This is a genomic window from Streptosporangium sp. OZ121, from assembly GCF_051918885.1.
Classification (GTDB): domain Bacteria; phylum Actinomycetota; class Actinomycetes; order Streptosporangiales; family Streptosporangiaceae; genus Streptosporangium.
The window spans coordinates 85,412-112,177 of the sequence record NZ_JBPXMC010000006.1 but is presented as its reverse complement, the minus strand read 5'-3'; the positions used below and the strand labels follow the sequence as shown (position 1 = coordinate 112,177).

At 72.9% G+C, this 26,766-nt stretch carries 23 protein-coding genes; 7 read left to right on the top strand and 16 right to left on the bottom strand.

From position 1 onward, the window contains the following. Nucleotides 1-79: 79 nt before the first annotated feature. The 5 genes from ACTOQ1_RS14310 to ACTOQ1_RS14290 form a co-directional block, all read right to left on the bottom strand. Nucleotides 80-1,282, bottom strand: coding sequence for a hypothetical protein (locus ACTOQ1_RS14310; RefSeq protein WP_440067312.1), 1,203 nt, complete (start codon nt 1,280-1,282; stop codon nt 80-82). Beyond that, nucleotides 1,279-1,797 (bottom strand): RNA polymerase sigma factor, encoded by a 519-nt coding sequence (locus ACTOQ1_RS14305; protein WP_440067310.1) that lies wholly within the window; start codon nt 1,795-1,797, stop codon nt 1,279-1,281. Before ACTOQ1_RS14305 ends, ACTOQ1_RS14310 begins: the two co-directional genes overlap by 4 nt. 141 nt (nt 1,798-1,938) lie before the next feature. Further along, the gene (locus ACTOQ1_RS14300; protein ID WP_440067308.1) at nt 1,939-2,562 is read right to left on the bottom strand and encodes a Uma2 family endonuclease; all 624 of its coding nucleotides are present in this window, start codon (nt 2,560-2,562) and stop codon (nt 1,939-1,941) included. A 93-nt stretch (nt 2,563-2,655) separates the two neighbouring features. After that, nucleotides 2,656-3,303: a response regulator gene (locus tag ACTOQ1_RS14295; RefSeq protein ID WP_440067307.1), complete on the bottom strand. Its 648-nt coding sequence runs from the start codon at nt 3,301-3,303 to the stop codon at nt 2,656-2,658. Continuing rightward, nucleotides 3,300-4,427, bottom strand: a complete 1,128-nt coding sequence (locus ACTOQ1_RS14290) for a sensor histidine kinase (protein WP_440067305.1) — start codon at nt 4,425-4,427, stop codon at nt 3,300-3,302. Before ACTOQ1_RS14290 ends, ACTOQ1_RS14295 begins: the two co-directional genes overlap by 4 nt. Nucleotides 4,428-4,557: 130 nt before the next feature. Here ACTOQ1_RS14290 and ACTOQ1_RS14285 point away from each other — a divergent pair, with 130 nt between their 5' ends. Continuing rightward, on the top strand, nt 4,558-6,324 hold the full coding sequence (locus ACTOQ1_RS14285) for a gamma-glutamyltransferase family protein (protein WP_440067303.1): 1,767 nt from the start codon (nt 4,558-4,560) through the stop codon (nt 6,322-6,324). A gap of 183 nt (nt 6,325-6,507) precedes the next feature. Here the strand turns inward: ACTOQ1_RS14285 and ACTOQ1_RS14280 are convergent, their stop codons facing one another. Together ACTOQ1_RS14280 and ACTOQ1_RS14275 are read right to left on the bottom strand one after the other, a co-directional pair. Next, nucleotides 6,508-7,965, bottom strand: a complete 1,458-nt coding sequence (locus ACTOQ1_RS14280; protein ID WP_440067301.1) for a flavin-containing monooxygenase — start codon at nt 7,963-7,965, stop codon at nt 6,508-6,510. A gap of 317 nt (nt 7,966-8,282) precedes the next feature. Beyond that, entirely contained in the window at nt 8,283-8,459 is a 177-nt protein-coding gene (locus tag ACTOQ1_RS14275; protein WP_350971244.1) for a hypothetical protein, read from the bottom strand. A 132-nt stretch (nt 8,460-8,591) separates the two neighbouring features. Here ACTOQ1_RS14275 and ACTOQ1_RS14270 point away from each other — a divergent pair, with 132 nt between their 5' ends. After that, a complete protein-coding gene (locus ACTOQ1_RS14270; protein ID WP_440067299.1) occupies nt 8,592-9,470 on the top strand; it encodes an SURF1 family cytochrome oxidase biogenesis protein in 879 nt (292 codons plus the stop codon). A gap of 29 nt (nt 9,471-9,499) precedes the next feature. Next, nucleotides 9,500-9,811, top strand: a complete 312-nt coding sequence (locus ACTOQ1_RS14265) for a DUF3817 domain-containing protein (RefSeq protein WP_440067297.1) — start codon at nt 9,500-9,502, stop codon at nt 9,809-9,811. A 72-nt stretch (nt 9,812-9,883) separates the two neighbouring features. Here ACTOQ1_RS14265 and ACTOQ1_RS14260 read toward each other — a convergent pair whose 3' ends face one another. The 4 genes from ACTOQ1_RS14260 to ACTOQ1_RS14245 form a co-directional block, all read right to left on the bottom strand. Continuing rightward, nucleotides 9,884-10,075 carry a hypothetical protein gene (locus ACTOQ1_RS14260; protein ID WP_440067296.1) on the bottom strand — a complete coding sequence of 64 codons (192 nt, stop codon included), beginning with the start codon at nt 10,073-10,075 and terminating at the stop codon, nt 9,884-9,886. A gap of 126 nt (nt 10,076-10,201) precedes the next feature. Further along, on the bottom strand, nt 10,202-11,230 hold the full coding sequence (locus ACTOQ1_RS14255; RefSeq protein WP_440067294.1) for an LLM class F420-dependent oxidoreductase: 1,029 nt from the start codon (nt 11,228-11,230) through the stop codon (nt 10,202-10,204). Then, on the bottom strand, nt 11,227-12,396 hold the full coding sequence (locus tag ACTOQ1_RS14250; protein WP_440067292.1) for an acetyl-CoA C-acyltransferase: 1,170 nt from the start codon (nt 12,394-12,396) through the stop codon (nt 11,227-11,229). The genes ACTOQ1_RS14255 and ACTOQ1_RS14250 overlap by 4 nt, the downstream gene beginning before the upstream one ends. 35 nt (nt 12,397-12,431) lie before the next feature. Beyond that, entirely contained in the window at nt 12,432-13,883 is a 1,452-nt protein-coding gene (locus tag ACTOQ1_RS14245) for a carotenoid oxygenase family protein (protein WP_440067291.1), read from the bottom strand. Nucleotides 13,884-14,141: 258 nt separating this feature from the next. Here ACTOQ1_RS14245 and ACTOQ1_RS14240 point away from each other — a divergent pair, with 258 nt between their 5' ends. After that, a complete protein-coding gene (locus ACTOQ1_RS14240) occupies nt 14,142-15,059 on the top strand; it encodes a winged helix-turn-helix transcriptional regulator (RefSeq protein WP_440067289.1) in 918 nt (305 codons plus the stop codon). Nucleotides 15,060-15,089: 30 nt separating this feature from the next. On the opposite strand, the gene ACTOQ1_RS14235 is transcribed toward ACTOQ1_RS14240, so the two are convergent. The 4 genes from ACTOQ1_RS14235 to ACTOQ1_RS14220 form a co-directional block, all read right to left on the bottom strand. Further along, nucleotides 15,090-16,424: a hypothetical protein gene (locus ACTOQ1_RS14235; RefSeq protein WP_440067288.1), complete on the bottom strand. Its 1,335-nt coding sequence runs from the start codon at nt 16,422-16,424 to the stop codon at nt 15,090-15,092. Nucleotides 16,425-16,598: 174 nt separating this feature from the next. Continuing rightward, nucleotides 16,599-18,161: a serine/threonine-protein kinase gene (locus ACTOQ1_RS14230; RefSeq protein WP_440067286.1), complete on the bottom strand. Its 1,563-nt coding sequence runs from the start codon at nt 18,159-18,161 to the stop codon at nt 16,599-16,601. Then, nucleotides 18,154-20,130, bottom strand: a complete 1,977-nt coding sequence (locus ACTOQ1_RS14225) for a hypothetical protein (RefSeq protein WP_440067284.1) — start codon at nt 20,128-20,130, stop codon at nt 18,154-18,156. The genes ACTOQ1_RS14230 and ACTOQ1_RS14225 overlap by 8 nt, the downstream gene beginning before the upstream one ends. Beyond that, on the bottom strand, nt 20,127-21,695 hold the full coding sequence (locus tag ACTOQ1_RS14220) for a serine/threonine-protein kinase (RefSeq protein ID WP_440067282.1): 1,569 nt from the start codon (nt 21,693-21,695) through the stop codon (nt 20,127-20,129). The genes ACTOQ1_RS14225 and ACTOQ1_RS14220 overlap by 4 nt, the downstream gene beginning before the upstream one ends. A gap of 144 nt (nt 21,696-21,839) precedes the next feature. Here ACTOQ1_RS14220 and ACTOQ1_RS14215 point away from each other — a divergent pair, with 144 nt between their 5' ends. Then, on the top strand, nt 21,840-23,513 hold the full coding sequence (locus ACTOQ1_RS14215) for a class I adenylate-forming enzyme family protein (protein WP_440067280.1): 1,674 nt from the start codon (nt 21,840-21,842) through the stop codon (nt 23,511-23,513). Nucleotides 23,514-23,615: 102 nt separating this feature from the next. Here ACTOQ1_RS14215 and ACTOQ1_RS14210 read toward each other — a convergent pair whose 3' ends face one another. Beyond that, a complete protein-coding gene (locus ACTOQ1_RS14210) occupies nt 23,616-24,464 on the bottom strand; it encodes an arylamine N-acetyltransferase family protein (protein ID WP_440067278.1) in 849 nt (282 codons plus the stop codon). A 190-nt stretch (nt 24,465-24,654) separates the two neighbouring features. Here ACTOQ1_RS14210 and ACTOQ1_RS14205 point away from each other — a divergent pair, with 190 nt between their 5' ends. Further along, on the top strand, nt 24,655-25,659 hold the full coding sequence (locus tag ACTOQ1_RS14205; RefSeq protein ID WP_440067276.1) for a helix-turn-helix transcriptional regulator: 1,005 nt from the start codon (nt 24,655-24,657) through the stop codon (nt 25,657-25,659). Nucleotides 25,660-25,777: 118 nt separating this feature from the next. Next, nucleotides 25,778-26,749, top strand: coding sequence for a GNAT family N-acetyltransferase (locus ACTOQ1_RS14200; RefSeq protein WP_440067274.1), 972 nt, complete (start codon nt 25,778-25,780; stop codon nt 26,747-26,749). The last annotated feature ends 17 nt before the right edge of the window (nt 26,750-26,766 follow it).

The window sequence follows — 26,766 nt, the reverse complement described above, 5'->3', positions numbered from 1 at the left end:
CGGCCGGGGGCGCACCCCGGGGCGTTCCCCCAGGGCGCGCGCCGCTTCGCGCGACGAATTCCGCCGGCGGCGGCGGGGCTCATCGGCCGGCGGCGTTCAGGTTGACGAGAACCTGCCTGCCCGGTCCCGACCGGAACCGGAACATGCCCTCGTGCACGTACAGGGTGGGAGCCGCCTTGTCCCCCCGGCGCGTCGGAACCGGGAACAGCAGGCCGGTACGTCCCGTGGCGACGTCGTGCAGGGAGCTCGCCCCCCCGCCGTCGCGGCCCCTCTGGTGGAGCAGGACGAAGCGGCCCGAGTAGAGGGTCCCGCGGGCCGTCCCCGGCAGCCCGTGCCGGTCCGTGCCGTCGCGTCGCCACGCCTCTGCGCCGTTGAGGCACCACGTCACCCCGCAGTCGCTCCAGGACGTCAGCCCCGCCGGAGGGGCCGCGTCCCTGGTCTCGCCGGTGAGCACGTTCTTCAGGAACTCCATCGGGCGAACGCTGGGACGCTCCGCCATCATGTCCCGCTCGGGCCGTCCGGCCCACGGCCAGTCGACCAGGTGGAAGCCTCTCGTGCCGTCGACCAAGGACGCCTTCCCGCCCGTCAGCGGAGCCCGGTGGACGCCGCCGCCGTCGAGCGGCGACCACACGGCCATGCCGTCGGCGATGGCCAGGCCGATCCCGCTGTAGGTGTTGTCGACGAGCACGGCCGTGACCGAGGCGATCCGCCGCGGGACGCCGCCCGTGACCGGCACCGCCCATATCTCCGTCAGACGGCCGCGGAGCGTGGACCACGCCAGGTGACCGTCGCCGAAGACCAGCGGCGCGTTCATCACGTTCGGGTTCTTGAGCGGCGCGATCCGGGTGAACCTCCGCCTGCCGATGTCGTACGACCAGATCCCGTCGAGCCGGTTCCTGGTGAGCCCCCGCCCCACCACGACCCGGTCGGTGACGAACACGTCCGGGGTGAACACCCGGCCGCCGGGCCCCTTCGCCGGGATCTCGTGCACCGCGCCCGGCCACACCTGCCTGATCGGCGGTGCGAGGGAGCCGGCGCGGGGCGTCGGCCGCACCGTCGGGACCGCCGGGACCGCCGGGGAGGGCGGCGTGACCGTACGCGTTCCCACGACGGTCGCGGCCGCCACGGTCACGATGGCGGCCGCCACCGCGATCGGGGCCCACCACCTGGCGCCGGACGACGTCCCGCGTGCCACGGGCAGGGCCCGGGGCCGCCCGTCGTCCCGCACGCTCCCGGCCTTGGCGGCCAGCGCGTCCCTGAGCCGGTCCTCGATCTCGGTCATGCCTTGCCTCCCAGTTCGCGTTCGAGCCGCTCCAGGGCCCTGAAGGCGGTGGACCGCACGGTGCTCTCCCTGAGGCGCGTCGCCCGGGCGATGTCGGCGTTGGACATGTCCAGGTAGTAGCGCAGGACGAGGACCTCGCGCTGCCGCCTGGGCAGCCGGCCGAGCGCGGTCAGCATCTCCTGCCGCGACTCGCCCAGCAGCGCGGCCGTCTCCGCGGAGTCCACCGGCTCTTCCGGCCGTCCCGGCACCGCCCTGGCGGCGACGCCGCGCCTGCGCAGGACCGAGCGCGAGGCGTTCAGCACGCAGACGCGGACGTATGTCAGGGTGAGCGTCCCGGGACCCTTGCCGTGCAGCCTGGAGAAGACGTCCTGCACGACGTCCTCCGCGCACTCCCGGTCCCCGACGAGCAGCACGGCCAGGCGCACCAGGGCGAGCCGGTGCTCGCGGTAGAGGCCGGCCAGTACCGCCTCGGCGTCGGGTGGCGTGGCGGGGAGAGCGACTATCTCACCGTTCATGCCCTAAGAACGCGCACCGGCCCCGATTCGCTGCTTGGGACGGGCATGAGTGTTCGCGCGCCCGCCCGACCGGCCGGGGCCGCCGGGAGGGGGCGTCGACCGCAGGGGACGCGCGGACCGGCCCGCCGCCCGGCCTCCCGCTTACGGCGTGGTCCGGGTGTCCGCGAAGATCGAGGTGTCGAGGGTGAAGCCGACCGGCTCGGGGAGGTGGAGACGCGAACCCATCTCGACCCGGGTGGAGGTCCGGTACTCGCCCTCCTTGGGGTCGCTGAGGACCGTCACGGTGGCGGGCGCGGCCACGGGGTCGACGAGGAGCATCACGGGGACGCCACCGGAGGCGTAGACGGCGGGCTTGCGGTCGCGGTCGTCGACGGCGCTCCCCGGAGACACGATCTCGGCGACCATGAGAAGCCCGGAGGAGAGCAGCTCGCGGGCGCCCCGGCGCGGGCAGTCGGCGGGCGCCAGGACGAAGTCGGGCTCGACCGGATCACGTGGTCCTTCTATGCAGACGTCGACGTTCCCGCTGAAGCCGTCCCACTCCTTCTCCTCGATGAGCGGAAGGAGCGCGCGATACAGGCGCATCGCGATCCTGGCGTGTTCGGGGGTGCCCACCGGGCTCACTATCAGTCTCCCGTCGATGATTTCGGTCCGCAGCCCTGGAAGCTGCGGAAGCGCGTCGAAGAGCTCGCGCGCCGTTCCTGGCAGAGGCTGGGACGAGGTCTCGGGGGAGGGGCGCAGATTGGCGTGGCTCCGTCGCGATGTCATGACCATGACGATATGTCCCTTCGTGTTCTGGTGAACACGTTGAGTATCGCAAGTGGGGCGGGTGGGTGCGAGCCTTTACCGGGATACGGGGCGTCAGACCCAGCCGGGGCGGACGAGGCCGGATTCGTAGGCGATGACGACCAGCTGGGCGCGGTCGCGGGCGTGGAGTTTCATCATGGTCCGGCTGACGTGGGTCTTGGCGGTGGCGGGGCTCATGAAGAGCTCGCCCGCGATCTCGTCGTTGGTCATGCCGGTGCCGACCAGGGCGAGGACCTCGCGCTCGCGGTCGGTGAGCAGGCCGAGGTCACGGGCGTGGTGCGGCTCCTTGGCGCGGCTCGCGTACTCGGCGATGAGGCGGCGGGTCACGCCGGGGGAGAGCAGGGCGTCGCCTCCGGCCACCACCCGGACGGCCTGGATGAGCTCGGCCGGTTCGGTGTCCTTGACCAGGAAGCCGCTGGCGCCGCCGCGGAGGGCCTCGAAGACGTACTCGTCCAGCTCGAAGGTCGTCAGGATGATGATCCTCGGTCCGGCGGGCATCTCGCGGGTGGCGGTCAGCCCGTCCATGCCGGGCATGCGGATGTCCATCAGGACCACGTCCGGCTCGTGCTCGGCGACCAGCCGCAGGGCCTCCGCCCCGTCGGAGGCCTCGGCCACCACGGTCATCCCCGGCTGCGCGTCCAGCAGGGCACGGAACCCGGCCCTGACGAGGGCCTGGTCGTCGGCGAGCACGATTCTGATCATCGGGGTTCCTCCGGGATCGGCAGCCGGGCCTCGACGCGGAAGCCCCGGCCGTGGTGCGTGGCGGTCAGCGTTCCCCCCAGGGCCGAGGCCCGCTCCCGCATGCCGGGAACGCCGTTCCCGCTGCCCAGGCTCTCCCCGGGGGTGCCGCCGCCCGAGTCGGTGACCTGGACGGTCAGCGCGCGGGGGTCGTAGCCGAGCACGACCGTGACCGACGCGCCGGGGGCGTGCCGGGTGACGTTGGTGAGGGCCTCCTGCACGATGCGGTACCCGGCCCGGTCGACGCCGGGAGGCAGCGGCCCGGCCACGCCGACGATCTTCTTGGTGACCGGCAGCCCGCTGCGCTCGATGAGCTCGTCGAGCCGGTCCAGCCCGGCGGTGGGGGAGCGGGGCGCGCCGTCGCGCAGGACGTTGAGCACCGACCGCATCTCGGTCAGCACGTCCTTGGACGCCTGCTTGATCGTGGTGAGCGCGGTCCGCGCCTGCTCGGGATGCTCCTCGATGAGGTGCAGGGCGGTGGACGCCTGGACGTGGATGAGGGAGATGTTGTGCGCGAGCACGTCGTGCAGCTCCTGCGCCATGGTCAGCCGCTCCTCGCTGGCCCGCCGCCGCAACTCCTCCTCCTCCACCCGCTCGCGCTCGGCCTGCCGTTCCCTCCTGGCCCGCGAGAACTCCGCCACCACCAGGACCAGGCCCATCAGCGCGCCCACCGTGAGGTCGTGGAACCAGCCGGCCGGGCGGACGGGGGCGAGCCAGGACGTGTAGACCACGAGGAACACGTAGGCCAGGCCCCACATCGACCAGGCCGCCCGGCGGTGGCCGCGCGCCACGGCGGTGTGCAGCGCGACGATCGGGCTGAGGAAGACCGGGCCGTAGGGGTGGCCGAGGCCGATGAAGATCGCGGTCGAGCCCACCGCGACCGCCAGGCAGGCCACCGGGTGGCGGCGGCGTACGATCAGGGCCAGGGGTCCGGCCAGCACGAGCGCCCAGCCCAGCGGGTCGAGCGGGACCCTGAGCATGCCGGGGTCGTGGACCTGCCACCACTGCACGCCGCGGGTGACCGTGCCCTGGAAGACCCCCGCGAACAGCGGGAGCAGGAACTCGGTCCAGCGGGGTTTGGCGTGCACGCTCAGCACTGTACGTGCGCCCGCCCGAAGCTCGCGTCCACCTCGTGAGGCATGAGGTACTACATCCCCTGCGGTAGGGAAGGGGCTGACAAGGCTCACGGGCTGAGTCAAGCTGTCTGCGGGAGGTCTCATGATCAATCGTCGATTCGCCATCCCCCTGGCGGGGATCCTGGTGGGAAGTTCCTTACTGCTCGTCCAACCCGCCGCCGCCGCTCCGCAGGCGTCGCCGGTGTGGCCGCAGGCGGAGAAGAAACCCGTCGCGGAGGGGTACGGGGGCGCGGTCTCGACCGTCGACCTCGACGCCAGCAAGGTCGCGCTGGGCGTGCTGCGCGGGGGCGGCAACGCCATGGACGCGGCGGTCGCCGCGGCGGCCGCCCTGGGCGTGACCGAGCCCTACTCGGCCGGACTGGCCGGGGGCGGGTTCATCGTCTACTACGACGCGCGCCGCAAGAAGATCCACACGATCGACGGCCGGGAGACCGCGCCGAAGGCGATGGGGCCGGCCTCTCTGGAGGGCATCCCGTTCGAAGAGGCCGTGACCAGCGGGCTGTCCGCGGGGGTGCCCGGCAGCGTCGCCCAGTGGGAGCTGGCGCTGCGCAGGTTCGGCACGCTCTCGCTGCGCCAGGCCCTGAAGCCCGCGATCGAGGTCGCGTCCAAGGGTTTCAAGGTCGACCAGACCTTCTACGACCAGACCGCCGCCAACGCGGCCCGTTTCAAGGACTTCACCTCCACCGCCAAGCTCTACCTGCCGGGCGGTGCCCCGCCGCCGGTCGGCTCCACCTTCCGCAACCCCGAGCTGGCCGACACCTACCGCAGGCTCGGCAGGCAGGGCGGCGAGTGGCTGTACGGCGGCTCCCTGGGCGCCGAGGTCGTGGCCACCGTCAAGAAGCCGCCGGTCAGCCCGGGCTCCACCCGCAACGTGCGGCCGGGGCTGATGGAGCTGTCCGACCTGAAGGCCTACCGGGCGCTCGAACGGCCGCCCACGAAGGTGACGTACAAGGGCATGGACGTGTACGGCATGGCGCCGCCGTCCTCGGGGGGCTCGACGGTCGGCGAGGCGCTCAACATCCTCGAGGCCCTGCCGGAGGTCGGCGAGCACGAGTACCTGGAGGCCTCCAGGCTCTCCTTCGCCGACCGGGGCAGGTACGTCGGCGACATCCCGGGCGTCCCGCTCGATGAGCTGCTGTCCGACGGGTTCGCCAAGGAGCGCGCCTGCCTGATCGGCGAGCGGGCCATGACGAGCCCGGCCGCGCCGGGCAACCCCGACGGGACGTACGGGCCGTGCGCGCCCGCGCCCTCCGCGGAGGCCACCCCGTCGGCCCCCGAGGGGCCGGAGACCACGCACCTGGTGGTCACGGACCGGTGGGGCAACGTGGTCGCCTACAACATCACCATCGAGTCGACCGGCGGCAACGGCATCGTCGTCCCCGGCCGTGGCTTCCTGCTCAACAACGAGCTGACCGACTTCACCTTCGGGCCGGCCCCGGGCGACCCGAACCTGCCCGCGCCGGGCAAGCGGCCCCGTTCCTCGATGGCGCCGACGATCGTCCTGAAGGACGGCCGGCCGCTGATCGCGCTGGGTTCCCCCGGTGGCTCGACGATCATCACCACCGTGCTGCAGATCCTGGTCAACCGCTGGGACTTCGGCATGTCGCTCCCCGAGGCGCTCGCGGCGCCCCGGGCCACCCAGCGCAACACCGCCCAGACCCAGGCCGAGCAGGGCTTCATCGACCGCTACGGCGCCGAGCTCACCGGCCGGGGCCACAGCCTCGTGCTGAACCCCGAGATCGGCGCGGCCACGGCGGTCGAGTTCCTGCGGAACGGGAAGCTCCAGGCGGTGGCGGAGCCGACCCGTCGCGGCGGCGGCAGCGCGCTGGTGGTGAGCGGGCGCAGGTAGGGTTCCCGTCCGCCGCGGCAGGCGCGGCGGCAGGTGTGATGACGGTACGAACGGATGCCGACCCCGGCGGCGCGGTCCTGACCGCGCCGCCGGGGCGTCGGCGGGGCCGGTGCGAACGTCGACGGCGGCGACAGCGGCGGCGGCGGGAACGTCGGTGGCGGCGGCGGGGCGCAGGGGAGGCGGTCAGGGGATCAGCTCGTAGGCCTCGCGTCTCGGCGTCCGGGTGCGTGCCCAGTACTCGAAGGTGAAGCCCGGCCAGAGGGTCCTGTTGACGCCGTGCTCGTCGAGATACCAGCTGTCGCAGCCGCCCCTGTTCCAGACGCGGCGGTTCAGGCGGTCCTGGAGGCGGTCGTTGTGGGCGCGCTGCGCCTCGGGGCGGACGTCGAGGGCCCTGGCCTTCGTCCTGGACAGCAGGCGCAGGCAGCCCAGGACGTACCGGACCTGCGATTCGATCATGAAGACGACCGAGTTGTGGCCCAGGCCGGTGTTGGGGCCGAGCAGGAGGAACAGGTTCGGGAACCCGGCGACGGTGATGCCGTAGTAGGCCTGCACGCCGTCCTGCCAGGCGTCCTGGATCTTCCTGCCGTTCCTGCCGACGATCCGCCGCTCGTTCAGCGCGGAGGTGACCTTGAAACCGGTGCCGTAGACGAGCACGTCGACCTCGGTCTCCCTGCCGGTGGAGTCGACGATCGAGCCCTCCCTGATCTCCCGCACCTCGTCGGTGATCACCTCGACGTTGTCCCTGCCCAGCGCCGGGTAGTAGTCGCTGGAGATCAGGACGCGCTTGCAGCCGATCGTGTAGCCGGGGGTGAGCCTGGCGCGCAGCGCCGGGTCGGGGACCTGGTCGGCCAGGTGGCGCAGGGCCAGCTTGCGGTGGGCCCCCATCAGGCGCGGGTCGACGGCGAAGCCCAGCGCCCGGCTCTCCAGCGCCCAGTAGATCGCGGCGCGCAGCGCGCGGGTGGTGCCGGGCAGGCCGAGGAGCCGTCTCGCCCGGGAGGAGAAGGGGAAGTCGGGCTTGGGGTGGATCCAGGGGGGCGTGCGCTGGAAGACGTGCAGGCGGGAGACCCGCCCGGCGATCCGCGGGACGAACTGGACCGCCGACGCCCCGGTGCCGATGACCGCGACCCGCTTCCCGGCCAGGTCCACCGAGTGGTCCCACTCGGCCGAGTGGAAGGACGGGCCCGCGAAGCTCTCGCGGCCGGGGATCGCGGGCAGCGACGGCACGTGCAGCGCGCCGGTGCCCGAGACCACCGCGTTGGTGGTGAAGGTCTCGCCCCCGGCGACGTCCACCCGCCAGCGGCGCGCCGCGTCGTCGTACTCCAGCCCGGCGACCTCCGCGCCGAACCGCAGGTGGGGGCCGAGGCCGTACTTCTCGACGCAGGCCCGCAGGTAGTCGCGGATCTCGGCCTGGGGGGAGAACATCCGCGACCAGCCGGGGCCGGGCTCGTACGAGAAGGAGTACAGGGGCGAGGGGACGTCGCAGGCACAGCCGGGGTAGGTGTTGTCACGCCAGGTCCCGCCCAGGTCGCCGGCCTTCTCCAGGATGACGAAGTCGTGGTATCCGGCTTCCTTGAGCTTGATCGCCATGCCCAGCCCGGCGAAGCCGGAGCCGATGATCGTGATCCCGGGGCGCGTGCTCATCGGGCCTCCTCGCTCCCCTTCGCTCTCTCCGGCTCCTCGCCGGTGACGGCTCCCGGGCGGCGCCGGCCGACTCCGGCCGTGCGGTGAGAGCGGTCCGTGCTCGTTTCTATTGGATTATTCGTCCAATGTAATGAGCGGGGGAGCGGGTCGTCCACCCTCGCGGCAGGGCGGGTCGTTCCAGACCGCCCGGTCGGTATGTTCTCGTCCCCGGAGACGCCCGGCCGGTTCGGCATGTTCCCGTCCCGGGAGCTCCCGACCGTTCGGTAACGCGAAAAGCGCCGAGGGCGATGCCGTCGGCGCTGTGGACCCCCCGGTCGTCAGAGCAGCAGGTACGCGGCCACGGCGACGACGACCAGCACCGCCACCACCACCGCCGCCGTGATCGGCAGGGCGAGCGACCGCTTCTCGGGAGCGGCCTCCGGGTCCTTGCGCTGGGCGAACGCACGGAACGCCTGGGTGTTGCCCGCGGGGTCAATCGGCTGAGGATCAGACATGGGGATGACTTTAGCGATACGGGATACCCTCCAACACGGATTTGTCCACTTTCACGGGAAGGATGTCCCGGCGCCCGGCCATGGGCGGGTGCTGGGGGCCGGACCGCCGACCGGGGCGGATAGCGTGGTGCCATGCTCCGCATCCTGTTCTCCGCCCGCGTGGTGGCGCTCCACCTGCTCGCGGTCGGAGCCCTCGTCGTGTGCGGTCTGCTGGGCAGGTGGCAGCTCGGTGTCTTCGAGGAGTCCGGCAGGCCCCAGTCGCTGCTCGACCCCGCCCCCGTGGCGGTGGCCACGCTCACCGCGCCCGGAGAGCACCTGACGGCCGACAAGGTCAGCCGCCGGGTGACCGCCGAGGGCACCTTCGACGCCTCGAAGCAGCTCCTGGTGGCCGAGCGCGACGGAGGCCTGTGGCTGCTCGCGCCGCTCGACCTCGGCGACGGCACCTCCATCCCGGTCGTGCGCGGCTGGGTGGCCACGGCCGGGGACCCCGCCGTCACGGCTCCCTCCGGGGGCAGGGTGACCGTCAGCGGGCGCCTGCGGCCCTCGGAGGCCACCGACAGCGTCCAGCGCAGGGTTCGGCAGCTACCGCCGGGACAGGTGCTGACCGTCTCGTCGGCCGAACTGATCAACGTCTGGCGGGGTACGAAGCTGCGCGACGGGTTCCTGGTCGCCGCCACCCAGTCACCGCCCCCCGAGGTCGCGGCCAGGCCGGTGAGCGTTCCCCCGCCGACCGAGCGGGGCGGGCTCACCTGGCGCAACCTCGCCTACGCCGCCCAGTGGTGGATCTTCGGGCTGTTCGCGGTCTTCATGTGGTGGCACTTCGTCCGCGACGCGCTGCGCGGCCGCACCCGGGAGCGCGACTCCGGCGTCCCTCCCGCCTCCGGTTCCGGCCCTGACCCCGGTCCCGGAGCCGCTCCCGGGGACGCCGGTCCCGGGAGCGGCGCCGAGTCCGCGCCCGATCCGGGGGCCGAGCCGGAAACCCCCGCCCTACCAGCCCGCACCGCCCCGTGAACCGAACCCCAAGACCGAGGTAACCGACCGTGGAATCCGCTCTCAAGCCCTTTCGCATCCTGGCCTACATCGTCGGCGTGATGCTGCTCGTCCTGGTCACCTGCATCGTGCTCAGGTACGGCTTCGGCATCGAGGAGCCCTCGAAGATCGTCTCTCCGATCCACGGCTTCCTCTACATGCTCTATCTCGTGGCCACGATGAACCTGGGCATGAAGGCGCGCTGGACGTGGCCGTACATCCTCGGGGTGATGCTCGCGGGCACCGTGCCGCTGCTCTCGTTCGTGTTCGAGCGCAGGGTCACCCGCCGGGTGGAATCGGAGCTCGCGACCGCCGCCGCCTGACCGGCCCGGCCCGGAGACGCGGGTTCGCGTGGCCGGGCCGTGCCGTGGCGAGGTGGGCGGTCACGTGCCGGGTCAGCGGCCGAGACCCCGGCGGCGCGAGCGCTTGAGACGCTCGCGCTGTGACGGGTCGAGCATCAGGTAGCCGACGACCGGGGCGGCGACGACGCCCAGGAGGATCAGCAGCGTCACGAAACCTGGCAGGAACAGCCACGACAGGAACACCACTGCTCCGGCGCCGATCGCGTACTTCTGGACGGGCGACATCCTCAACATCCTCCGAACGCGGGGCGGACGCCCCGTCTGTAGTTCATTCTGCGTCGCCGGTCCAACGTGTGGAGCTACCGAGGTGGTTCCAACCGAGATATATCGTGATTTTTCCTTCGGGTTTCGCTACTGAGCCAGCGCCCTGAGCGCCTTGAGCGTCGCCATGCCGCCGGGGTCTGCGTCCGTGCCGACCGGGACCAGGGCCACCTCGTCCACGCCCGCGTCGGCGTACGCGCGCAGGCGCTCGCGGGCCGCGTCCACGTCGCCGATCAGGGCGACCGCCTCCAGCAGGCCGTCGGGGACGGCGGCCAGCAGCTCGCGGGGGTGCGGGCGGGTCCTGGCGAACGCGACCACGTCCCCGAATCCGGCCTCGGCGAACATCTCGCCGTACCCGGGCGCGGCGAGATATCCCACGACGGCGCGCCGTATCCGGTCGACCGCCTCGCGCCCAGGGTCGACCGCGGCGGTCACCCAGGCCGCCACCCTCGGTGCCGGTGCCGCACCCTGCCCCTGCCCCTGCGCCAAGGCCGCACCCTGCGCCTGCGCCGGTGTCCGTGCCGTCCCCTCCCGCGCCGCCGCGCGGAGGTCGGCGGTCAGGCGGGCGGCGGAGGCGGGGGTGATCAGGTTGAGCACCATCCGGTCGGCCGTCGCGGCGGTCCGCACGGCGGAGGCGCCGAAGGCGGCCACGGTCAGCTCGGCGCGGGGCGCGGGGAGCCGGAGCCGATAGCCGCGACTCTTCACGCATTCACCTGAAAAATCGGATTTGTCGCCATCGAGCAGTGGCCTGAGCGCCCGTACCGTCTCCCGCAGCACGGCGGCCGACCGCGCCCGTGACCTGCCGTGCCACTCCTCGACGACGAGCGGGCTCGACGTGCCGACCGCCACGTTCACCGGCCTCCCGACGAGGCCCGCCACCGACGCCACCCCCATCGCGATCATCATGGGGTCCCGTACGGCCACCGCCAGCGGCCCGACGGTGAGCCCGATCCGGCCGGTGGACAGCCCGATCGCGGTGGCCAGCGCGAAGGCGTCGTAGGTGGCCATCTCGCCCACCCACAGCTCGTCGTAGCCCAGCTCGTCGGCGGCCCTCGCGGTCAGCAGGGCCTCCTCGGCCGGCCGGTCCTGCCAGAGTCCCAGGGAGACGCCCAGCCTCACGCGACACGCTCCAGCAGCACGGCGGAACCGCTGCCCGCGGCCCCGCTGACCGCGGCGACGCCGTACCGGGCCCCGCGGCGTTCGAGCTCGTCCGCGCAGGCGGCGACGAGGATGGCCCCGGTGGCGCCGAAGGCGTGGCCCATCGCGATGGTGCCGCCGTTGACGTTGAAGCGGTCCTCGCCGACCTTCAGGTCCCGCTGGAACTTCAGGCACAGTGCGGCGAACGCCTCGGCGAACTCGTAGACCTCGACGTCGTCGGGGGTGAGCCCGGCCCTGGCGATGACCCGCTCGACCGCGAGCTGGCCCGCGGTGAGCATGGTGACCGGGTCGACGGAGGCGGTCGCGGTGCCCACGATCCTGGCCCTGGGCCGCAGGCCGAGCTGCGCGCCGGCCGTCCCGGAGCCGATCAGGAGCAGGCCCGCCGCGTCGCACAGGCCGGGGGAGGTGCCCCGGGTGTGCAGGTGGCGCAGCTCGCCGACCTCGGGGCGGTGCCTGCGGACGAGGGCGTCCTGGTCGTCCTGGCCGGCGAAGGCGGGTTCCATCGCGGCGAGCGCCTCCAGGGTCACGCCCGGCCGCACGTGCTCGTCGCGCCGCAGGTCGTTGACCGGCACCAGGGAGCGGTCGTGGCGTCCGGCGGCCCACGCCTCGGCGGCCAGGGTCTGGGTGCGCAGGCCGTACGCGTCGAGTTCCTCGCGTTCGAAGCCCTCGATCGTCGCGACCAGGTCCGCCGCGGTGCCCATGTGGATCGACCCGACCCGGTCCACCACCGCGGGGTCGCTCCACAGCGGCCCGCCGTCGGAGAACATCGGCACCCGGGAGACCGACTCGACCCCTCCGGCGACCACGGTGCGGCTCTGCCCGGACTGCACGAGCGCGAAGGCCGTGCGGACCGCGTCGATGCCCGAGGTGCAGTAGCGGTTGACGGTCATGCCGGGCGCGTCGAAGCCCGAGGTCAGCGCCGCGGTCCTGGCCAGGTTGCCGCCCTGGTCGGCGTTCTGCGAGGCGCAGCCGACGATCATGTCGTCCGCCCGCTCGACGCCGGTCCGCTCGCGCAGGGCGTCCAGGAGCCTCTCCAGCATGGTCAGCGGCGTCACGTCCGCCAGCCCCCCGCCGGGCCTCGCCTTGCCCCGGGGGGTCCTGACGGTCTCGTAGATGTATGTCGTCATCTGTTCCGGCTCCCTTCGGAGGTCGTACGCGGGCCTCACGTGGTCGAGCCCCTCAGCTGGTCGGCGCGTACCCAGGTGGCGTGGAAGCCGAGCGGCACCCGCTGGGGCAGGACGATCCGGGCGATCGGCCCGGCGCCCAGGTTCGCCGCGTGCAGGACCTGCACCTCGGAGGTGCCCTCGCGCTCGTCGGTGACGAAGCTGACGAGGTAGCCGTCCTCCTCGTCCGTCGCGCCGTCGCGCGGCGCGAACGGGGCCTCGCTGCCGTAGCGGTGCTCGCCGTAGTAGTACGTCTCCTTGGCGCCGCTCACGTTGTCGTAGCGGACCAGGCCGTCGAAGAGGTTGGTCGCGGCGTCCTTGACCGACACGTTGTAGGCGTAGCGCGACCGCAGACCCGTCAGCCTGGCGTCCACCGAGGGGAACTCGGTGTTGTGGTCCGGGTCCACGAACCCCTCGGAGGTGCGGCCGGTGCTCAGGTCGAAGCGGTAGCGGTACATCCGCGCGTCGAGCTTGAGGTAGGAGATCATGCGGGCCAGCGGGCTGCCGCCCCCGGCGGGCGCGGGCCGGCTCACCCGGCAGACGTCCAGGACGATCTCCCCGTCCTCCTCCCAGGAGTTGACGACGTGGTAGATGTAGCAGGGTTTCGCGTCGAACCAGCGGATCTCGTGCGCCTGCCCGCGCCGGGGGATGACGCCGAAGCGCGAGGGCAGCTCCCGGTTGAACGTCAGCTTGTAGCGGCCCTGGCGGGCGGCGTCCATGTCCTGGTAGAGCGGAAGGTCCATGAGGATCGCGTGGTTCTCGGTGATCGCCATGTCGTGCGGCAGCCGCGCCCCCGGCAGCTCCAGCTCCACGCAGTGCTCGACCTGCCCGACCGCGCCGACCACCCCGTAGCGCAGGTAGGGCCTGCGGGGCCCGTAGTCGAACCAGAACAGCTCCCCGGTCCGCTCGTCGACCTTGGGGTGGGCCATGAAGTCGCCGGTCAGCGTGTCGAGGAAGGTCTCGACGCCGAGCGTCTCCAGGCTGAGGGGGTCCATGCCGTACGGGGAGCCGCACAGGTACCAGGTGGTGAGGACCTGGCCGCGGTGGAAGATCACGTCGGTGTTGGCGGAGTCCTTGAGGCCGAGCCCGCGGGTGTTGCCGAACGGGTTGCCCTTCGGGTTCTCCATCACGCCGGTCCACAGGGACCGCCCGGCCGCCGACTCGGCCTCGAACGCCCTGGTCCTGACGTAGCGGTTGCGGTAACGGGCCCTGCCGTTCTCGAAGTGCATCGCGTGCACCATGCCGTCGCCGTCGAACCAGTGGTAGCGCCCCTTCATCGGGAACCGCGCGTTGGGCCCGTTGCGCAGGTAGACGCCGTTGAGGTCCTTCGGGATCTCGCCGATGACCTTGAGGTTCTCGGCCGTGATCTCGTCCTGGACCGGCGCGTAGACGCCCAGCAGGTACGGATTCGGCTCGCCCGACTCGTCCATGACCATCACAGGTTCCGCCATGCTTTGACGCTATGATAAAAGAAGTCAGCTCGTCAATGACCGTCCTCCGCCGACGCGTGGCCAGGAGGGGCGCCGAGCCGTCCGGGGGGTGCCGGGTTGGTAGTTTGGCGGTTTCGCCGGAAGTGGGAACGACCGTGCTCGCCGGAAACGGGCGCGATCATGCTTGATGACGACGAACATCGCCGTGTTCGCCGAAAACGGGTACGGCCCCGCCCTCCGGCGACGAGCACGACCACGCGACCATCGGGAGGACAGGCTGTGAACGGCACTGGGCGGGAGCCGCGAGCCGAGCTCAGTGCGATCGGGCAGGCGCTGGTGATCCTGGGAGACCGGTGGGTGCTGCTGATCCTGCAGCGGGCGTTCCTGCTGCGGATCAGGACCTTCGCCGGCTGGCGCGACGCGCTGGGCATCTCCGAGTCGGTTCTCGCCGCCAGGCTCAGGGAACTGGTCGACCACGGCATCTTCGAGCTGTCGGCGTACCGCGACGGACGCACCCGCTACGAGTACCGGCTGACGGAGCGCGGGCTCCAGCTGTGGGCCCTGCTGGTGGCCATCCAGGCGTGGGAGCGCGACTGGGTCGATCCGGGGCGGCTCCCGCCGCTGCTGCACGAGCAGTGCGGCCAGGACGCCAAACCGTACCTGGGGTGCGGTTCCTGCCTGGAGCCGACGAGCGCGCGCGACACCCGGACCGAGCCCGGCCCGCTGGCCACGTTCTCCAGGATCGGCCCGCCGCGGCGGCACCGCCGCACGGTCCGCTCCGACGCCCCGGCCGACCTGATCGGCTACTGCCCGGCGTCGATGGAGATCCTCGGCGACCGGTGGAGCACCAGCGTGCTGGCCGGGGCGTTCCTGGGCATCCGCCGCTTCGTCGACTTCCAGTCCGGTCTCGGCATCGCGCCCTCGGTGCTCACCGACCGGCTGCGCCGCTTCGTCGAGCTGCGCGTCTTCGACGCCCGGCCCGACGGCTCGTACCGGCTCACCGACAAGGGGCTGGCCTTCTTCGAGGTCTTCGCCTTCCTGGTCGACTGGGCCCAGCGCGAGCTCCCCGCCCCCGAGGGCTCGGCCCTGTCGATCACCCACGCGCCCTGCGGCGCCGCCTTCCAGCCGGTCCTGCTGTGCCGGGCGTGCGGCCGGCCGCTCCAGCGGCGCGAGGTCCGTTTCGTCCTACCGGGGTGACGGCGCTCCGGGGCTCGTCCCCGGCCGCGCTCATCTCCGGCCGCGCAGCGACTCGACCGCCCAGCGGGCCGCCTGGAGCGCTCCGGCGTACCCTCTGCCGCCGGCGTCCGGAACGGTGAACCGGTGATACTGCAGGGCCGTCACGACGTTTCCCGCCCGGAGGACGACCACCGAGTTGACGCTCGAATGGCCGTTGCTGAGCTGGTAGACGTAGGCCTCGTCGCCGAGACCGGGCACGTCGGCCGGAGCGCTCACGATCCGCGTGTCCTTCGCGTCCCTTGAGCGGAGGCGAAGGTAGGTGGCGTGCGCGAGCGCCGCTTTCGGCTCGCGGACGACGGTGATCTCCAGCGTGTTCCGGAGGCTGTCGGGCGCGGTCGGGTCCGCCGCCGTCCAGTGGCACGCCTTTTCCTTTCTCGACGGGGAAGGAGTGAGGTAGAGACGTCCGGCGTGTTCCCCCGAGATCAGGGAGCACGGGTCAGGAGCCTTCGCGAAGAAGGTGGGCAGCGGCGCCGGAACCGCGCTCCGCGGCTGGGCCGCGGGGCGGGGCCAGAGCCAGAACGCCGTACCGCCGACGGCCAGGAGGGCGAGCGCGGCGGCCACGAGAGGCAGGCGGCCGGGGCGGGACCTCGCGGGGCGGGACCTCGCGGGGCGGGAGGTGAGTCCCAGCAGGACCGTGCGGGTCGTGGTGGCGTCCGGGCGGTGGGCGGGGTCGGCCGCCAGCAGGCCCTCCAGCAGCGGAGCCAGCGGGCCGGAGTCCGTCGCGCCGGTGTCCCCCGCGGCGGGGCCGGACTCGCCGACGTCCCCGAAGGCGGGGGCGGTGCCGTCCGCCGGGCGCGGGCCGGTCCCCGGGGCCTGTCCCTCGACGGCGGTGAACAGGACGGCGCCCAGGTCGCGCAGCTCGTCGGTGGCGTCGAAGATGGCGAAGTCGGTGACCACGACCCTGTCGTCCGGGGTGAGAAGCACGCTCTCCGGGCCGGCCAGGAGATGAACGCCTCGCCCGTGGGCGGCGGTCTGCGCGTCCAGTACGCGCAGCCCGACCTCGGCCGCCCGCTCGGAGGTGAGCGGTCCTTCGGCCCGGACGGTCCGCAGCACCGAGCGGCCTTCGACCGACTCCAGGATCAGCCACACCCGGTCGGGGAAGGAGACGACGTCGTGCAGGGTGATGACGTTCGGATGCCTGAAGTCGGCCGCGGCGCGGATGCGGCCGAGAAGCCGGTCGCGGTGCGGGCCGGGCGACGGGAGCGATATCCCGGTGATCGTGACGTCGCGCTGGAGCAGCTCGTCGCGGGAGCGCCAGCTGGTCCCGGCCCGGTCGCGGCGCTCCAGCAGCCGGTAGCGACCGGCCAGCAGGTTCGGATCGGTCATGTCGGTCGTCCGGGGGAGGTGGGGGCGAACCGTGCCTGTCGTGCGGGCGCGGCAGGGCTGAGCCGTGTGGGTCGTCCGGGTGCGGTGTCGAAGCGTGGGGGCCGTGCGGGTGCGGCGGCGCCGAGCGGTGTGGGTCGTTCGGGTGTGGCGGCGCCGAGCGCGGGCCGGGGGTGCTCAGTCACGGCTGTTCAGCCTCTCGGCGGCCTGGCGGGCGACGCGGAGGGCCTGCCCGCGCAGCGCGGCGTCCGGACGCTCGCCCTCCCGCGACACGTCGACCTCGACCAGCAGGTTGCTGATCCGGAAACGAACCGTGGAGTTGACCCGGTCCAGCACGATCACGTCGTAGGCGAAGGCCTCCGCGCCCAGCCGGCCGACGTTCCGGAGGGCGCCGGTCTCGCCGAGGAGGCCTTCCCCCCGATCGGCGACGATCCTGGTGCGTTCGGAGGCGAAGAACTCGTGGGCCACCTCCGGGGCGGTCTTCGCCCTCACGGGTTCCTTGCGGGTCAGTGAGAGCCGTAACCAGCGCGCCTCCGTCGGGCCGCCCCAGGTGCAGCGGGCCTCCCCTTCCTTCAGCCCTTCCGCGGGTTCCGGAGTGGAGCCGGGCGCCACGGCCCGGCTCTGGGCGGCGGACAGCAGCGAGCAGGCGTCGGGCACGGTGGCGAACCGCCCGGCGCCGGCCGCAGGCGGCGCCGGGGACTGGGAACCGGACGCCTCGGGGTCGCTCGCGGTCGTCGTCAGCAGTACCGCCCCGGTCGCCAGCACCGCCACCGCGGCCAGCGCGGCCCCGGCGATCAGGCCGGTACGACGGCGCGAGGCCACCCGCCTCCCGGGCACGGTCTCCTGCGCGGAGAGGGGCGAGACGGGCGGGCCGGGCAGGGCGGGCGCGAGCTGGGAGAGCGGCTGCGCGGGCAGTCCCTGGGAGACCTGCCGCAGGGCGGCGCGCAGCCCGGCCTCTCCCGGGCGCTGCCGGGGATCCTTGGCCAGCGCCGCGACGAGCACCGGAGCCAGGTCCCCCGCCCGGCGGGGTGGGGGCGCCTCCTGGGTGAGGATCGCGCCGATGGTCGCGGCCGAGGTGTCGCGACGGAAGGGGCTGCGGCCCTCGACGGCCGTGTACAGGGTCGCCCCCAGGGACCACAGGTCGGTGGCCGGGCCGTCGCCGCCGCGCAGCCGTTCGGGGGCCATGTACGCGGGGGAGCCGACCAGGGCGTCCGGGGAGGTGAGCTGGACGTCCCCCTCCAGGGTGGCGATGCCGAAGTCGGTCAGCAGCACCCCGCCGTTCCTGTCGAGCATGATGTTGGCCGGCTTCACGTCGCGGTGCACGATGCCCCGGCTGTGCGCGAGGGCCAGCGCGTCCAGGACGGCCAGGCCGATCATGGCCACCCGCCGGGGCGGCAGCGGTCCCTCGGACTGGACCGCCTGTTCCAGCGAACGGCCGTCGACCAGGTCCATCACGATCCACGGGCGGCCGTCCTGCGCCACGACGTCGTGTACGGCCACGATGGACGGGTGCCCCAGCCTGGCCGCGGCGCGCGCCTCGCGCAGGGTGCGCTCCCGCGCCTCGGCGCGCTGCGCCTCGGGCAGGTTCGGGTCGAGCTTGACCTCCTTGATCGCCACTTCGCGGTGGAGCAGCTCGTCGCGAGCCCGCCACACCACGCCCATCCCTCCCGCGCCCAGCCTCGCGAGCGCCCGGTAGCGGCCCGCCAGCACGGGCAGCGGGCCCGCCATCCGATCAGTCATCGGTCTTCAGGGACTCGGTGAGCCAGCGGGCCACCTTCAGCGCGCCTTCGGAGATCTTGCCGTCGGGGTCCTCCTTGACACCGCCCCGCTCGTAGTCGACCTCGGCGATCAGGTTGCTGATCCGGAAGACCACGGTCGCCTTGTAGGAGCCGCCGTACAGGTTGATGGAGTTGTACGCGCCGGAGGTGAACGCCTCCTCGCCGATGCCCCGCAGGTCCTTGGGCGGCAGGGGCTTGGGAGTGGTGAACTGGCCCTTGTCGACGAGGTCCTTCTTCTTGCCCGCCAGATACTCCCTGGCCCTCGCGACCTCCGACCCGTCCTGCTTCTGGGCGATCAGCCGGACCCGCAGGTCGTACTTCTCGACGTTGGGCTTGCGCCAGTCGTGCTGGTTGAGCCAGTTGCAGACGGAGCGCTCGACCTCGGAGCTCTTGAAGCCCGGCACGACCTCGTTCACCTGCTTGTCGTCGAGCAGGCTGCAGGCCCGGGGGGCCGTGGCGAAGCGGCCCTTGGCGCCGGAGGGCTCGGCGGCGGAGAGGCCGTCGTCCGAGTTCGCGACCACCGAGGTGAGAAGGACGCCGATGGTGACCGCCATGCCGAAGAGCAGCACACCGGTCAGCGCCACGACCGGCCGGGGTACGAGCACCCCCGCCGGCCGTGTCGTCCGCTCGGTGGGCCCGTCCCCCGCCGCCGGGGAGGGGTGACGGGCGGGCTCGCGTGAGGCGGGGGCGTCCGGCGGGTTCGGGTGCGGTGGCGTGGAGCCGGGCGCGCCGGAGTGGGATCGTCCCCCCTGGGGCGTCACCTGCCGGGGCGGCCCCTGCGGGGGTGATTCCTGATGAGGCGGCCCCTGCTGGGGGGAGCCGGGGTGGGGCGGGCCCTGGTGGACGGCGTCCTGCTGCGGCGGGATCGAGGGCGGGGCCTGCCAGACGATCGGCGTTCCCGGGGAGGAGGAGAGCGCGACCTGCGAGGGGACGGGGACGTCCTGAGGGGGGAGCTTCGCCGTGATGGCGGACATCTGCTCGGTCAGGTTCTTCCTGAAGGGCGCGGTCACCTCGCCCTCGGCGACCGGGGTGTCGCCCCCCTCCCGTCCTCCGAGGGGTCCGAGGACCCCGGGACTCCCGGGCAGCGCGGTCGTGTCGAGCCCCTGGGGTCCGGCCGCGCCCGGCCCTGTCGTTCCGGGTCCGGTCGTTCCGGGTCCCGGCGCGGTGTGCGGCCCCGGCGCGCCGGGTGCTCCGGGACCCTGGAGGGGCCCCTGCCCGAAGGCGGCCGGGCCTCCGGGGGCAGGGGCTCCGGGGGCAGAGGCTCCGGGCGCGGAGGAAGGGAAGGGAACGGAGGGGACGGACGCTCCCGGATCGGGGGCTCCCGGAACCTGGGGGAGCGAACTCCCCGGGGGCGGCGGGAACGCGCCCGAGAGGGGTGGCGCGGCCGGAGGTTCGGGACGGTACTGGGAGACGTCGATCAGGGCGCCGCGCAGGACGCCCGGGTCGGGCCGCTGGGCGGGGTCGCCCGCGAGCAGGTGGAACAGGACGGGTGCGATCGGGCCCGCGTTGTCCAGGGAGCCGCCGGGCGACGGCGGACGGCCCTCGACGGCGGTGTAGAGGGTCGCGCCGAGCGACCACAGGTCGGCGGCCGGGCTGGTCACCCCCTCGGGAGAGGTGAAGAGCGAGGAGGGCAGGGACGGCGCGGCGAGGACGATCTGCTCGTACGGGCCGAGCAGCACCGAACCCGGCCGCACGTCGCCGTGCAGCATGCCCTGCCTGTGCATCGCCACGAGCTGGTCCAGCACGGCCACCCCGACCACCGCGGCCTGCTGCGGGGACATCGGCCCGAACCGGGCGATCACCTGTTCCAGGGAGCTCTGCTCAAGCATCGGCGGGCCCTCGGCTCCGGCGATCCCGGGCCCCGGCGCGGGGGGAGCGGTGTGCCCGCCCGCGTGCCTGCCCTGCGATCGAGGGACGTCTGGATGGTTCATCCGCTCGCTTTCTGCTTGTTCAACGCGTTCGCGATCCACGTCGCGGTGGTGTGGGCGCCCGCCTGGATCGCCGGGCCGTCCTTGCTGCCGTCCACCACGGTGTAACCGACGTCGAGGACGAGGTTGTCCACGCGTATGACCACGTAGCTCTGCTCCAGCCTGCCGGTCTTGCGGTTCTCGTAGACGTCGTAGCCGAACGCCTCGTCCCCGACGGGTTTCACCGTCGTCGGCGCGGTGGAGCGGGAGGAGCGGATGCCGGCCTGGATCTCCGGCCAGCTCCAGGCGTTCTCCCCGCTCGGTATGACGCTCTGGCGCCGGTTCACGAACAGCTCGTGGGCCTGCCGGGGGCTCTTGCCCCACTGGTCGGGGCCGGAGAGACGCACCTCCAGCCCCATGCCCGGTGCCGGCCACTGGCAGCCGCCGTCGTTGGTCGGCTTGCCCTCGCCCGCCAGCGCGGGCAGCAGCTGTCTGGCCGTGGCGCCGGGGATGAGCTTGCACACGTCCACCGGCGTGGCGAAGGCGCCGGGACTCTCGCTGAGCCTGACCCGCTTCTCGGCGGCCGTGGGGTTCGAGGTCAGCAGGAACGTCACCCCGAAGGTGACCCCGATGACCACCGCGATCCCGGCCGTCTCGGCGGCGGCCCACAGCGCCGTGCGGCTCCGGCGCGGCTCGGGGGGCCGGGCGGGGACGGGGGCCGGGGACTGCGAGGGGGCGGGAGGCGCGGCCGGGATCCCGGTGACCGTACGACCGGCGGCCAGCTCTCCCAGCGAGCGGGCGACGGCCTCGAAGGACGGCCGGGCCTCGGGGACCGGGTCGAGCATGCGCGTCAGCAGCGGGCCCAGCTCGCCGGCGCGCTCCGGCGGCCTCGGCGGCTCGGTGAGCACCCGGCTGATCGCCGCGATGGGGGTCTCCGCCGGGTGCGGGGGTACCCCCTCGACGGCGAAGTAGAGCGTGGCACCGAGGGACCACAGGTCGGAGGCGGGGCCGCCGCGCTCGCCGCGCAGCCGTTCGGGCGCGATGTAGTTGGGCGAGCCGACCAGGTGGCCGGTCCGGCCCGAGGTGGCCTCGCCGTCGGCGACCGCGAAGCCGAAGTCGGTGAGGACGGCCTTGCCGGTCCTGGTGAGGAAGACGTTGCCCGGCTTGACGTCGCGGTGGACCACCCCGGCGGCGTGGGCGGCGCCGAGCGCGCTGAGGATGCCCACGCCGATCCTGGCCGCCTGGTGCGCGGGAAGCGGACTCCGGTCGCGGACGGTCTGCTCCAGGGACGAGCCCGACAGCAGCTCCATGACGAGCCAGGGCCGTTCCTGGTCGATGACCACGTCGTGGACGGTCACGATCGAGGGGTGTTTGAGCCGGGCGGCGAGGTTGGCCTCGCGGATCGCCGAGGCGAAGACCTCCTGCCGTCTGACGGGGTCGAGGTCAGGCGGGAGCCGTACCTCTTTCACCGCCACGTCGCGGCCGAGCGTCTCGTCGGCGGCGAGCCAGACCGTGCCCGCCCCGCCCTCGGCGAGAGGGTTGAGCAGCCGGTAACGGCCTGCCAGCACTCGAGTGTCGATCCCGCTCACCCCGTTCGCTTATCCCATCGCGGACAGCAACATAGTCACTTACCGGCACATGAACCAATGAACGATGATTCCGCCTCATCCATTGACCCCTGGCTTCTGTTTTCGTAGTGTCACGAGCATCCTCACGACGCCCCTGGAGCCGCGATGAAGCGCCTGCACACGCAAGAGCGGATCGACCACTACACCGCCGGCGGCTGGTGGACCGGAGACACGATCGACCAGCTGCTCCGTGCCCAGGTGAGCGCCCGCCCCGGCGCTCTCGCGATCGCCGACCCGCCCAACAAGGCCGACCTGCTGCCCGGCGGGGTCAAGAGGCTCACCTGGTCCGAGCTGGACGCCGAGGTCGACCGGGTGGCGGGGGTGCTGCGCGGCCGGGGCGCCGGACCCGGGGACGTGGTCGCCGTCCAGCTGCCCAACAGCGTGGAGCTCGCGGTCACCTTCCTGGCCGCGATCAGGGTGGGCGCGGTGGTCACCCCGTTCCCCGTGCAGTACCGCGAGTACGAGCTGAACCAGCTCTGCGCCCTCGCCGGGGCCATGATCTTCGTCACCTCGACGACCGCCGCCGCCCGCGTGCCTGCGATCGTCCCGGCCCTCACCTGGGGCGCCGACCTCGACGCCGCCTCCCCTCCGGGTGCCCCCTCCGGCGAGTCCGACCCCTCCCCGCACGAGCCGCAGTCGCACCCGCATCCCCAGGCGCAGTCGTACGAGGCCCACCCCGCCGACCCCGTCACGATCTGCTGGACCTCCGGTACCGAGGCCACTCCCAAAGGTGTGCCGAGGTGCCACTACGACTGGCTCGCGGTCGCGTCCACCTGCGCCGCGGCTCCCGGGCTCACCGAGGACGACGTCATCCTCAACCCCTTCCCCATGGTCAACATGGCGGGGATCGGCGGGGTCTTCCTGCCCTGGCTGAAGACCGGTGCGGTGCTCGTCCAGCACCACCCGTTCGACCTGCCGACCTACCTCGGGCAGATCGCGGCCGAGGGCGTCACCTACACCCTGGCCCCGCCCGCGCTGCTGACGATGCTGCTCCAGCAGGAGGCCATCCTCGCCAGGACCGACCTCACCACGCTGACCCGGATCGGTTCGGGCTCGGCGCCGCTGCCACCGTCGATGGTGAAGGGCTGGCAGGACAGGTACGGCATCGCGATCATCAATTTCTTCGGTTCCAACGAGGGCGTCGCGCTCCTCTCGGACCCGGTGCACATGCCCGACCCCGAGGACAGGGCCCGCTTCTTCCCCCGGCCCGACGCCCCGGGTACCAGCCGGCCCGGCACCCTCGGCGCGACCAGGACCAAGCTGGTCGACCCCCTCGGCGAGGAGATCGTCGAGGCCGGGGTCCCCGGTGAGCTCCGTCTGTCGGGGCCGACCGTCTTCTCCGGCTACCTGCCGGGCACGGCCGCCGCCGACCCGTTCGACAAGGACGGCTACCTGATGACCGGCGACGTGTTCGAGATCGCCGGGGACCAGGGGCAGTACCTGCGCTACGTCGACCGGGCCAAGGACCTGGTCATCCGGGGCGGCATGAACATCGCCCCGGCCGAGCTGGAGGCGCTGGTCTCCGGGCACCCGGCGGTGGCCGAGGTGGCGGTGGTCGGCTACGCCGACGAGGTCCTCGGCGAGCGGGTCTGCGTCGTTCTCGTCCCCAAGCCCGATCAGGCCGTGGACCTCGCCTCGGTCGTGGAGCACCTGCGGGGCAAGGGCATCGCCTCGTACAAGCTCCCCGAACGCCTGGAGATCGTCGAGGCGCTGCCCCGCAACCCGCTGGGCAAGATCCTCAAGCGGGAGCTGAAGGAGTCGCTGGCGGCGAACGGCTGAATCCCCCGACCCCCACCCCGGCGGCCGTGGTCCTCCGCGACCGGGCCGCCGGGAGGACCGGCCCGCGCGGGCCGTCGCGCGGGCCGTGCCGTGTCCGAGGAGTCAGTACGAGTCGGACCACTCCTCGTGGGCGGTCCACAGGCGCTGCCACAGTTTGGCGCGTTCGGCGGGGGTGACGTCGGGCAGGGACAGGCCGAAGACGTCGGCCAGGATCTCGAAGTACTCGCGTTCGCTCCGCGCGGTCAGGGTGTGCTCGCGGTCGCCGAGACGGGTCAGGACCAGACCCCGCATGATGTCGACACCGTTCGCGTCGCGCCGCTGGACCGTGGCCACGCGGACGAAGCCCGACTCGGGTGAGGTGGAGAGGAACCGGTGCATCGCGGCGAACTCCGGCATCCCGGCGGGCCCGGCGCGGAAGTCCATGCCGAGGAAGTCGCCGCGCGGGTCGTGGTCGAACCGCCACCCGCCGGGTGCCACCTCGGAGGGGCGCAGGCCGTAGGTGAAGGGGCCCTGCCGGTACGTGCCCTCGACGAGCGGGAGCGGGTCGTGGATCGCGTCGCCCAGGCCCTGGTCGACCAGCCACTCCCCGCCGGGATTGCCCGGAGCGGGAAGTCCCGAGACCGTGAGCACGAGGTGGCCTCCGTCCACGTTCGCCGGACCCCCGGCGCGGCCCTGCACCCCGCCGAGGTGCCGGGTCACCCGGTAGCCGAGCGCCTTCAGCAGCAGGGAGAAGGCCCCGTTCAGGTGGTAGCAGTAGCCGCCCCGGCCCCGCACGATCCGCGCGGCCGACTCCACCGGGTCGACGGTCGTCGGGCGGCCCAGCCAGATCTCCAGGCATTCGTAGGGCACACGTTCCACGTGTGCCCGGTGCAGCACATGCAGCGACTCCGCGCTCGGAGGTCCGTCGACCTTCACACCGATCCTGCGCAGGTACGCGGTGACATCGATCACTCCGTCACGGTAACGCCGAGGTGGGCGCGGCCCGGCGTCGGACATGCGCTTTCCCGGGAACGGCCGCGAACAGCGCCAGGAAGAACAGCGCCAGGAAGAACAGCGCCAGGAAGAACAGCGGCTGTCCATGGGAGTCACGTCACATTTATTCAGGTCACTTTCTGACCGGAATCAGCGGGAAACTGGGCTCATGGCGAACACGAGTGCGCGGATGCTGAGGTTGCTGTCCCTGCTGCAGACCCATCGGTACTGGCCGGGCGGAGAGCTCGCCGACCGGCTGGACGTGAGCGAGCGGACGCTGCGGCGCGACGTCGACAGGCTGCGCGAGCTGGGTTACCCGGTCGACGCCAACCGGGGTGTCGCGGGCGGCTACCAGTTGCAGACCGGCGCGACCATGCCGCCCCTGCTGCTCGACGACGAGGAGGCGGTGGCCATCGCCGTCGGGTTGCGGACGGCGGCCGGCGGCGCCGTGGCCGGTATCGAGGAGACGTCGGTACGGGCGCTGACCAAGGTCGTCCAGGTGATGCCGCCCCGGTTGCGGCGGAGGGTCGACGCGCTGCGGGCCTACACCGTGCCAGCCGTCGCCGGCGGGGGGCCCACGGTCGACCCTCTCGCCCTGACGGTGATCGCCCAGGCGTGCCGGGACGACGAGCGGCTGCGGTTCGAGTACACGGCGCGCGACGGCGACCGGACGACCCGGCTGGTCGAGCCGCACCGGCTCGTGTCGCTGGGACGCCGCTGGTATCTCGTCGCCTGGGACGTCGAGCGCCACGGCTGGCGGACCTTCCGCGTCGACCGGCTGGCCGGCGCGGAGCCGACCGGCGCCCGGTTCCGCCCGCGCGAGCTGCCCGGCGGCGACGCCGGGGCGTTCGTCCGCGACAGCATCACGTCGATGCCGGCGCAGTATCAGATCGTGGTCGTCATACAGGCGGCGGTCGCCGACGTCGAGCGGGTCGCGACACCCCTGGGCGGGGTGGTCGAGGCCGTCGACGACCGGTCGTGCCGGCTGCTGATGAACGCCGACGGGATGGAGTGGCCGGTCCTGGTCCTCGCCGCGCTGGGCGCCGACGTCGAGGTGGTCCGGCCGGCCGAGTTCCGGGACTACCTGCGCGCGACCGGCGAACGGTTCACCCGCGCGGCGAGCGGAAGTCCGGTTTATTCGGTTGAGCCCGAGCCGGACACGCCGGTAGCCTGACCGTCCCTTCGAGTGTGAGGAGGTGAGGAGCAGATGTTCGCCAACCTGGTCACGCGCTCCCGCCTCGGGCGACAGGCCGCCTGAGCCCGGGAAGCGCACCCGCTTTCTGGAGTTTCGCTTGTCTGAGCTGTCCCTGCCCGACCGTTCCATGTCCGATCTGCGGTTCCGTCCGCTCGAAGCGGGCGAGTTCGACCTGTTCCACCGCTACGGCCCGCTCCCCGCCTCCGGCGTCGGCGCCCGCCACCTGCCCTTCGACGAGCTCGGCTACCGGCCCGAATGGGTCTGGGTCGCGCTGCGCGGCGACGAGGTCGTCGCCAGGGCCGCCTTCTGGGGTCCGCCGGGCTCCGAGCACCCCTTCAGCCTCGACTGGCTCGACCCCGGGTTCGGCCCCGACCGGATCGAGGTGGGGGCCGCCCTGCTGCGGGCCGCGTACGCCACCCTGGTCACGCCCGGGTACGCCACGCCGTCCGGGGCGCGGCCCGACTACCACCTGTTCCTGCCCGCCGACTGGCGAGAGCGCCCCGACGCGTTCGCGGACGCCTCCGACCGGATCGCCGCCGCCGAGAAGGCCGGGCTGCGGCGGTCCGTCGAGCGGCTCAACCTGCACTGGCTCCCCGAGTACGGCCTGCCGCCCAGGTCGGCCCGGCTCACCTTCGCCCCGGCCGACGACGACGAGGTGGTGGTGAACCTGCTGGCCCGCGTCGCCGAGGGCAGCCTCGACGACTGGGACCGGCGCAACCTCGCCGGCAGCGGCGCGAGGGCGACGGCCGAGAAGACCGTGGCCGAGGTCGCGGACATGCCCGGCGGGCGTCGGCGGTGGCGGCTCGCCTACGACGCGTCGGGGGAGCTCGTCGGCATCGTGATGGCGACGCGCAACTCCAGGAACGCCACGATCGGCTACCTCGGGGTCGACCCGGCCCACCGGGGCCACGGTTACGCCGACGACCTGGTCACCGAGGCGCTGCACATCTTCGTCGCCGAGGGCGAGCCCGAGGTGAAGGACAACACCGACGTGGGCAACGCGCCCATGGCGGCCTCGTTCGCCCGGATCGGCTACCGGATCACCGGCCGTCGCCTGATCCTCACCTGATTCCCGTCTGATCCCGG

What these genes read in the sequence shown, in the direction of transcription:
- ACTOQ1_RS14260 (WP_440067296.1), bottom strand. Translation starts at nt 10,075, where the DNA reads ATGTCGCCCGTCCAGAAGTACGCGATCGGCGCCGGAGCAGTGGTGTTC.
- ACTOQ1_RS14285 (WP_440067303.1), top strand. Translation starts at nt 4,558, where the DNA reads ATGATCAATCGTCGATTCGCCATCCCCCTGGCGGGGATCCTGGTGGGA.
- ACTOQ1_RS14300 (WP_440067308.1), bottom strand. Translation starts at nt 2,562, where the DNA reads ATGACATCGCGACGGAGCCACGCCAATCTGCGCCCCTCCCCCGAGACC.
- ACTOQ1_RS14310 (WP_440067312.1), bottom strand. Translation starts at nt 1,282, where the DNA reads ATGACCGAGATCGAGGACCGGCTCAGGGACGCGCTGGCCGCCAAGGCC.
- ACTOQ1_RS14230 (WP_440067286.1), bottom strand. Translation starts at nt 18,161, where the DNA reads ATGACTGATCGGATGGCGGGCCCGCTGCCCGTGCTGGCGGGCCGCTAC.
- ACTOQ1_RS14205 (WP_440067276.1), top strand. Translation starts at nt 24,655, where the DNA reads ATGGCGAACACGAGTGCGCGGATGCTGAGGTTGCTGTCCCTGCTGCAG.
- ACTOQ1_RS14215 (WP_440067280.1), top strand. Translation starts at nt 21,840, where the DNA reads ATGAAGCGCCTGCACACGCAAGAGCGGATCGACCACTACACCGCCGGC.
- ACTOQ1_RS14270 (WP_440067299.1), top strand. Translation starts at nt 8,592, where the DNA reads ATGCTCCGCATCCTGTTCTCCGCCCGCGTGGTGGCGCTCCACCTGCTC.
- ACTOQ1_RS14280 (WP_440067301.1), bottom strand. Translation starts at nt 7,965, where the DNA reads ATGAGCACGCGCCCCGGGATCACGATCATCGGCTCCGGCTTCGCCGGG.
- ACTOQ1_RS14225 (WP_440067284.1), bottom strand. Translation starts at nt 20,130, where the DNA reads ATGAACCATCCAGACGTCCCTCGATCGCAGGGCAGGCACGCGGGCGGG.
- ACTOQ1_RS14245 (WP_440067291.1), bottom strand. Translation starts at nt 13,883, where the DNA reads ATGGCGGAACCTGTGATGGTCATGGACGAGTCGGGCGAGCCGAATCCG.
- ACTOQ1_RS14295 (WP_440067307.1), bottom strand. Translation starts at nt 3,303, where the DNA reads ATGATCAGAATCGTGCTCGCCGACGACCAGGCCCTCGTCAGGGCCGGG.
- ACTOQ1_RS14275 (WP_350971244.1), bottom strand. Translation starts at nt 8,459, where the DNA reads ATGTCTGATCCTCAGCCGATTGACCCCGCGGGCAACACCCAGGCGTTC.
- ACTOQ1_RS14235 (WP_440067288.1), bottom strand. Translation starts at nt 16,424, where the DNA reads ATGACCGATCCGAACCTGCTGGCCGGTCGCTACCGGCTGCTGGAGCGC.
- ACTOQ1_RS14305 (WP_440067310.1), bottom strand. Translation starts at nt 1,797, where the DNA reads ATGAACGGTGAGATAGTCGCTCTCCCCGCCACGCCACCCGACGCCGAG.
- ACTOQ1_RS14250 (WP_440067292.1), bottom strand. Translation starts at nt 12,396, where the DNA reads ATGACGACATACATCTACGAGACCGTCAGGACCCCCCGGGGCAAGGCG.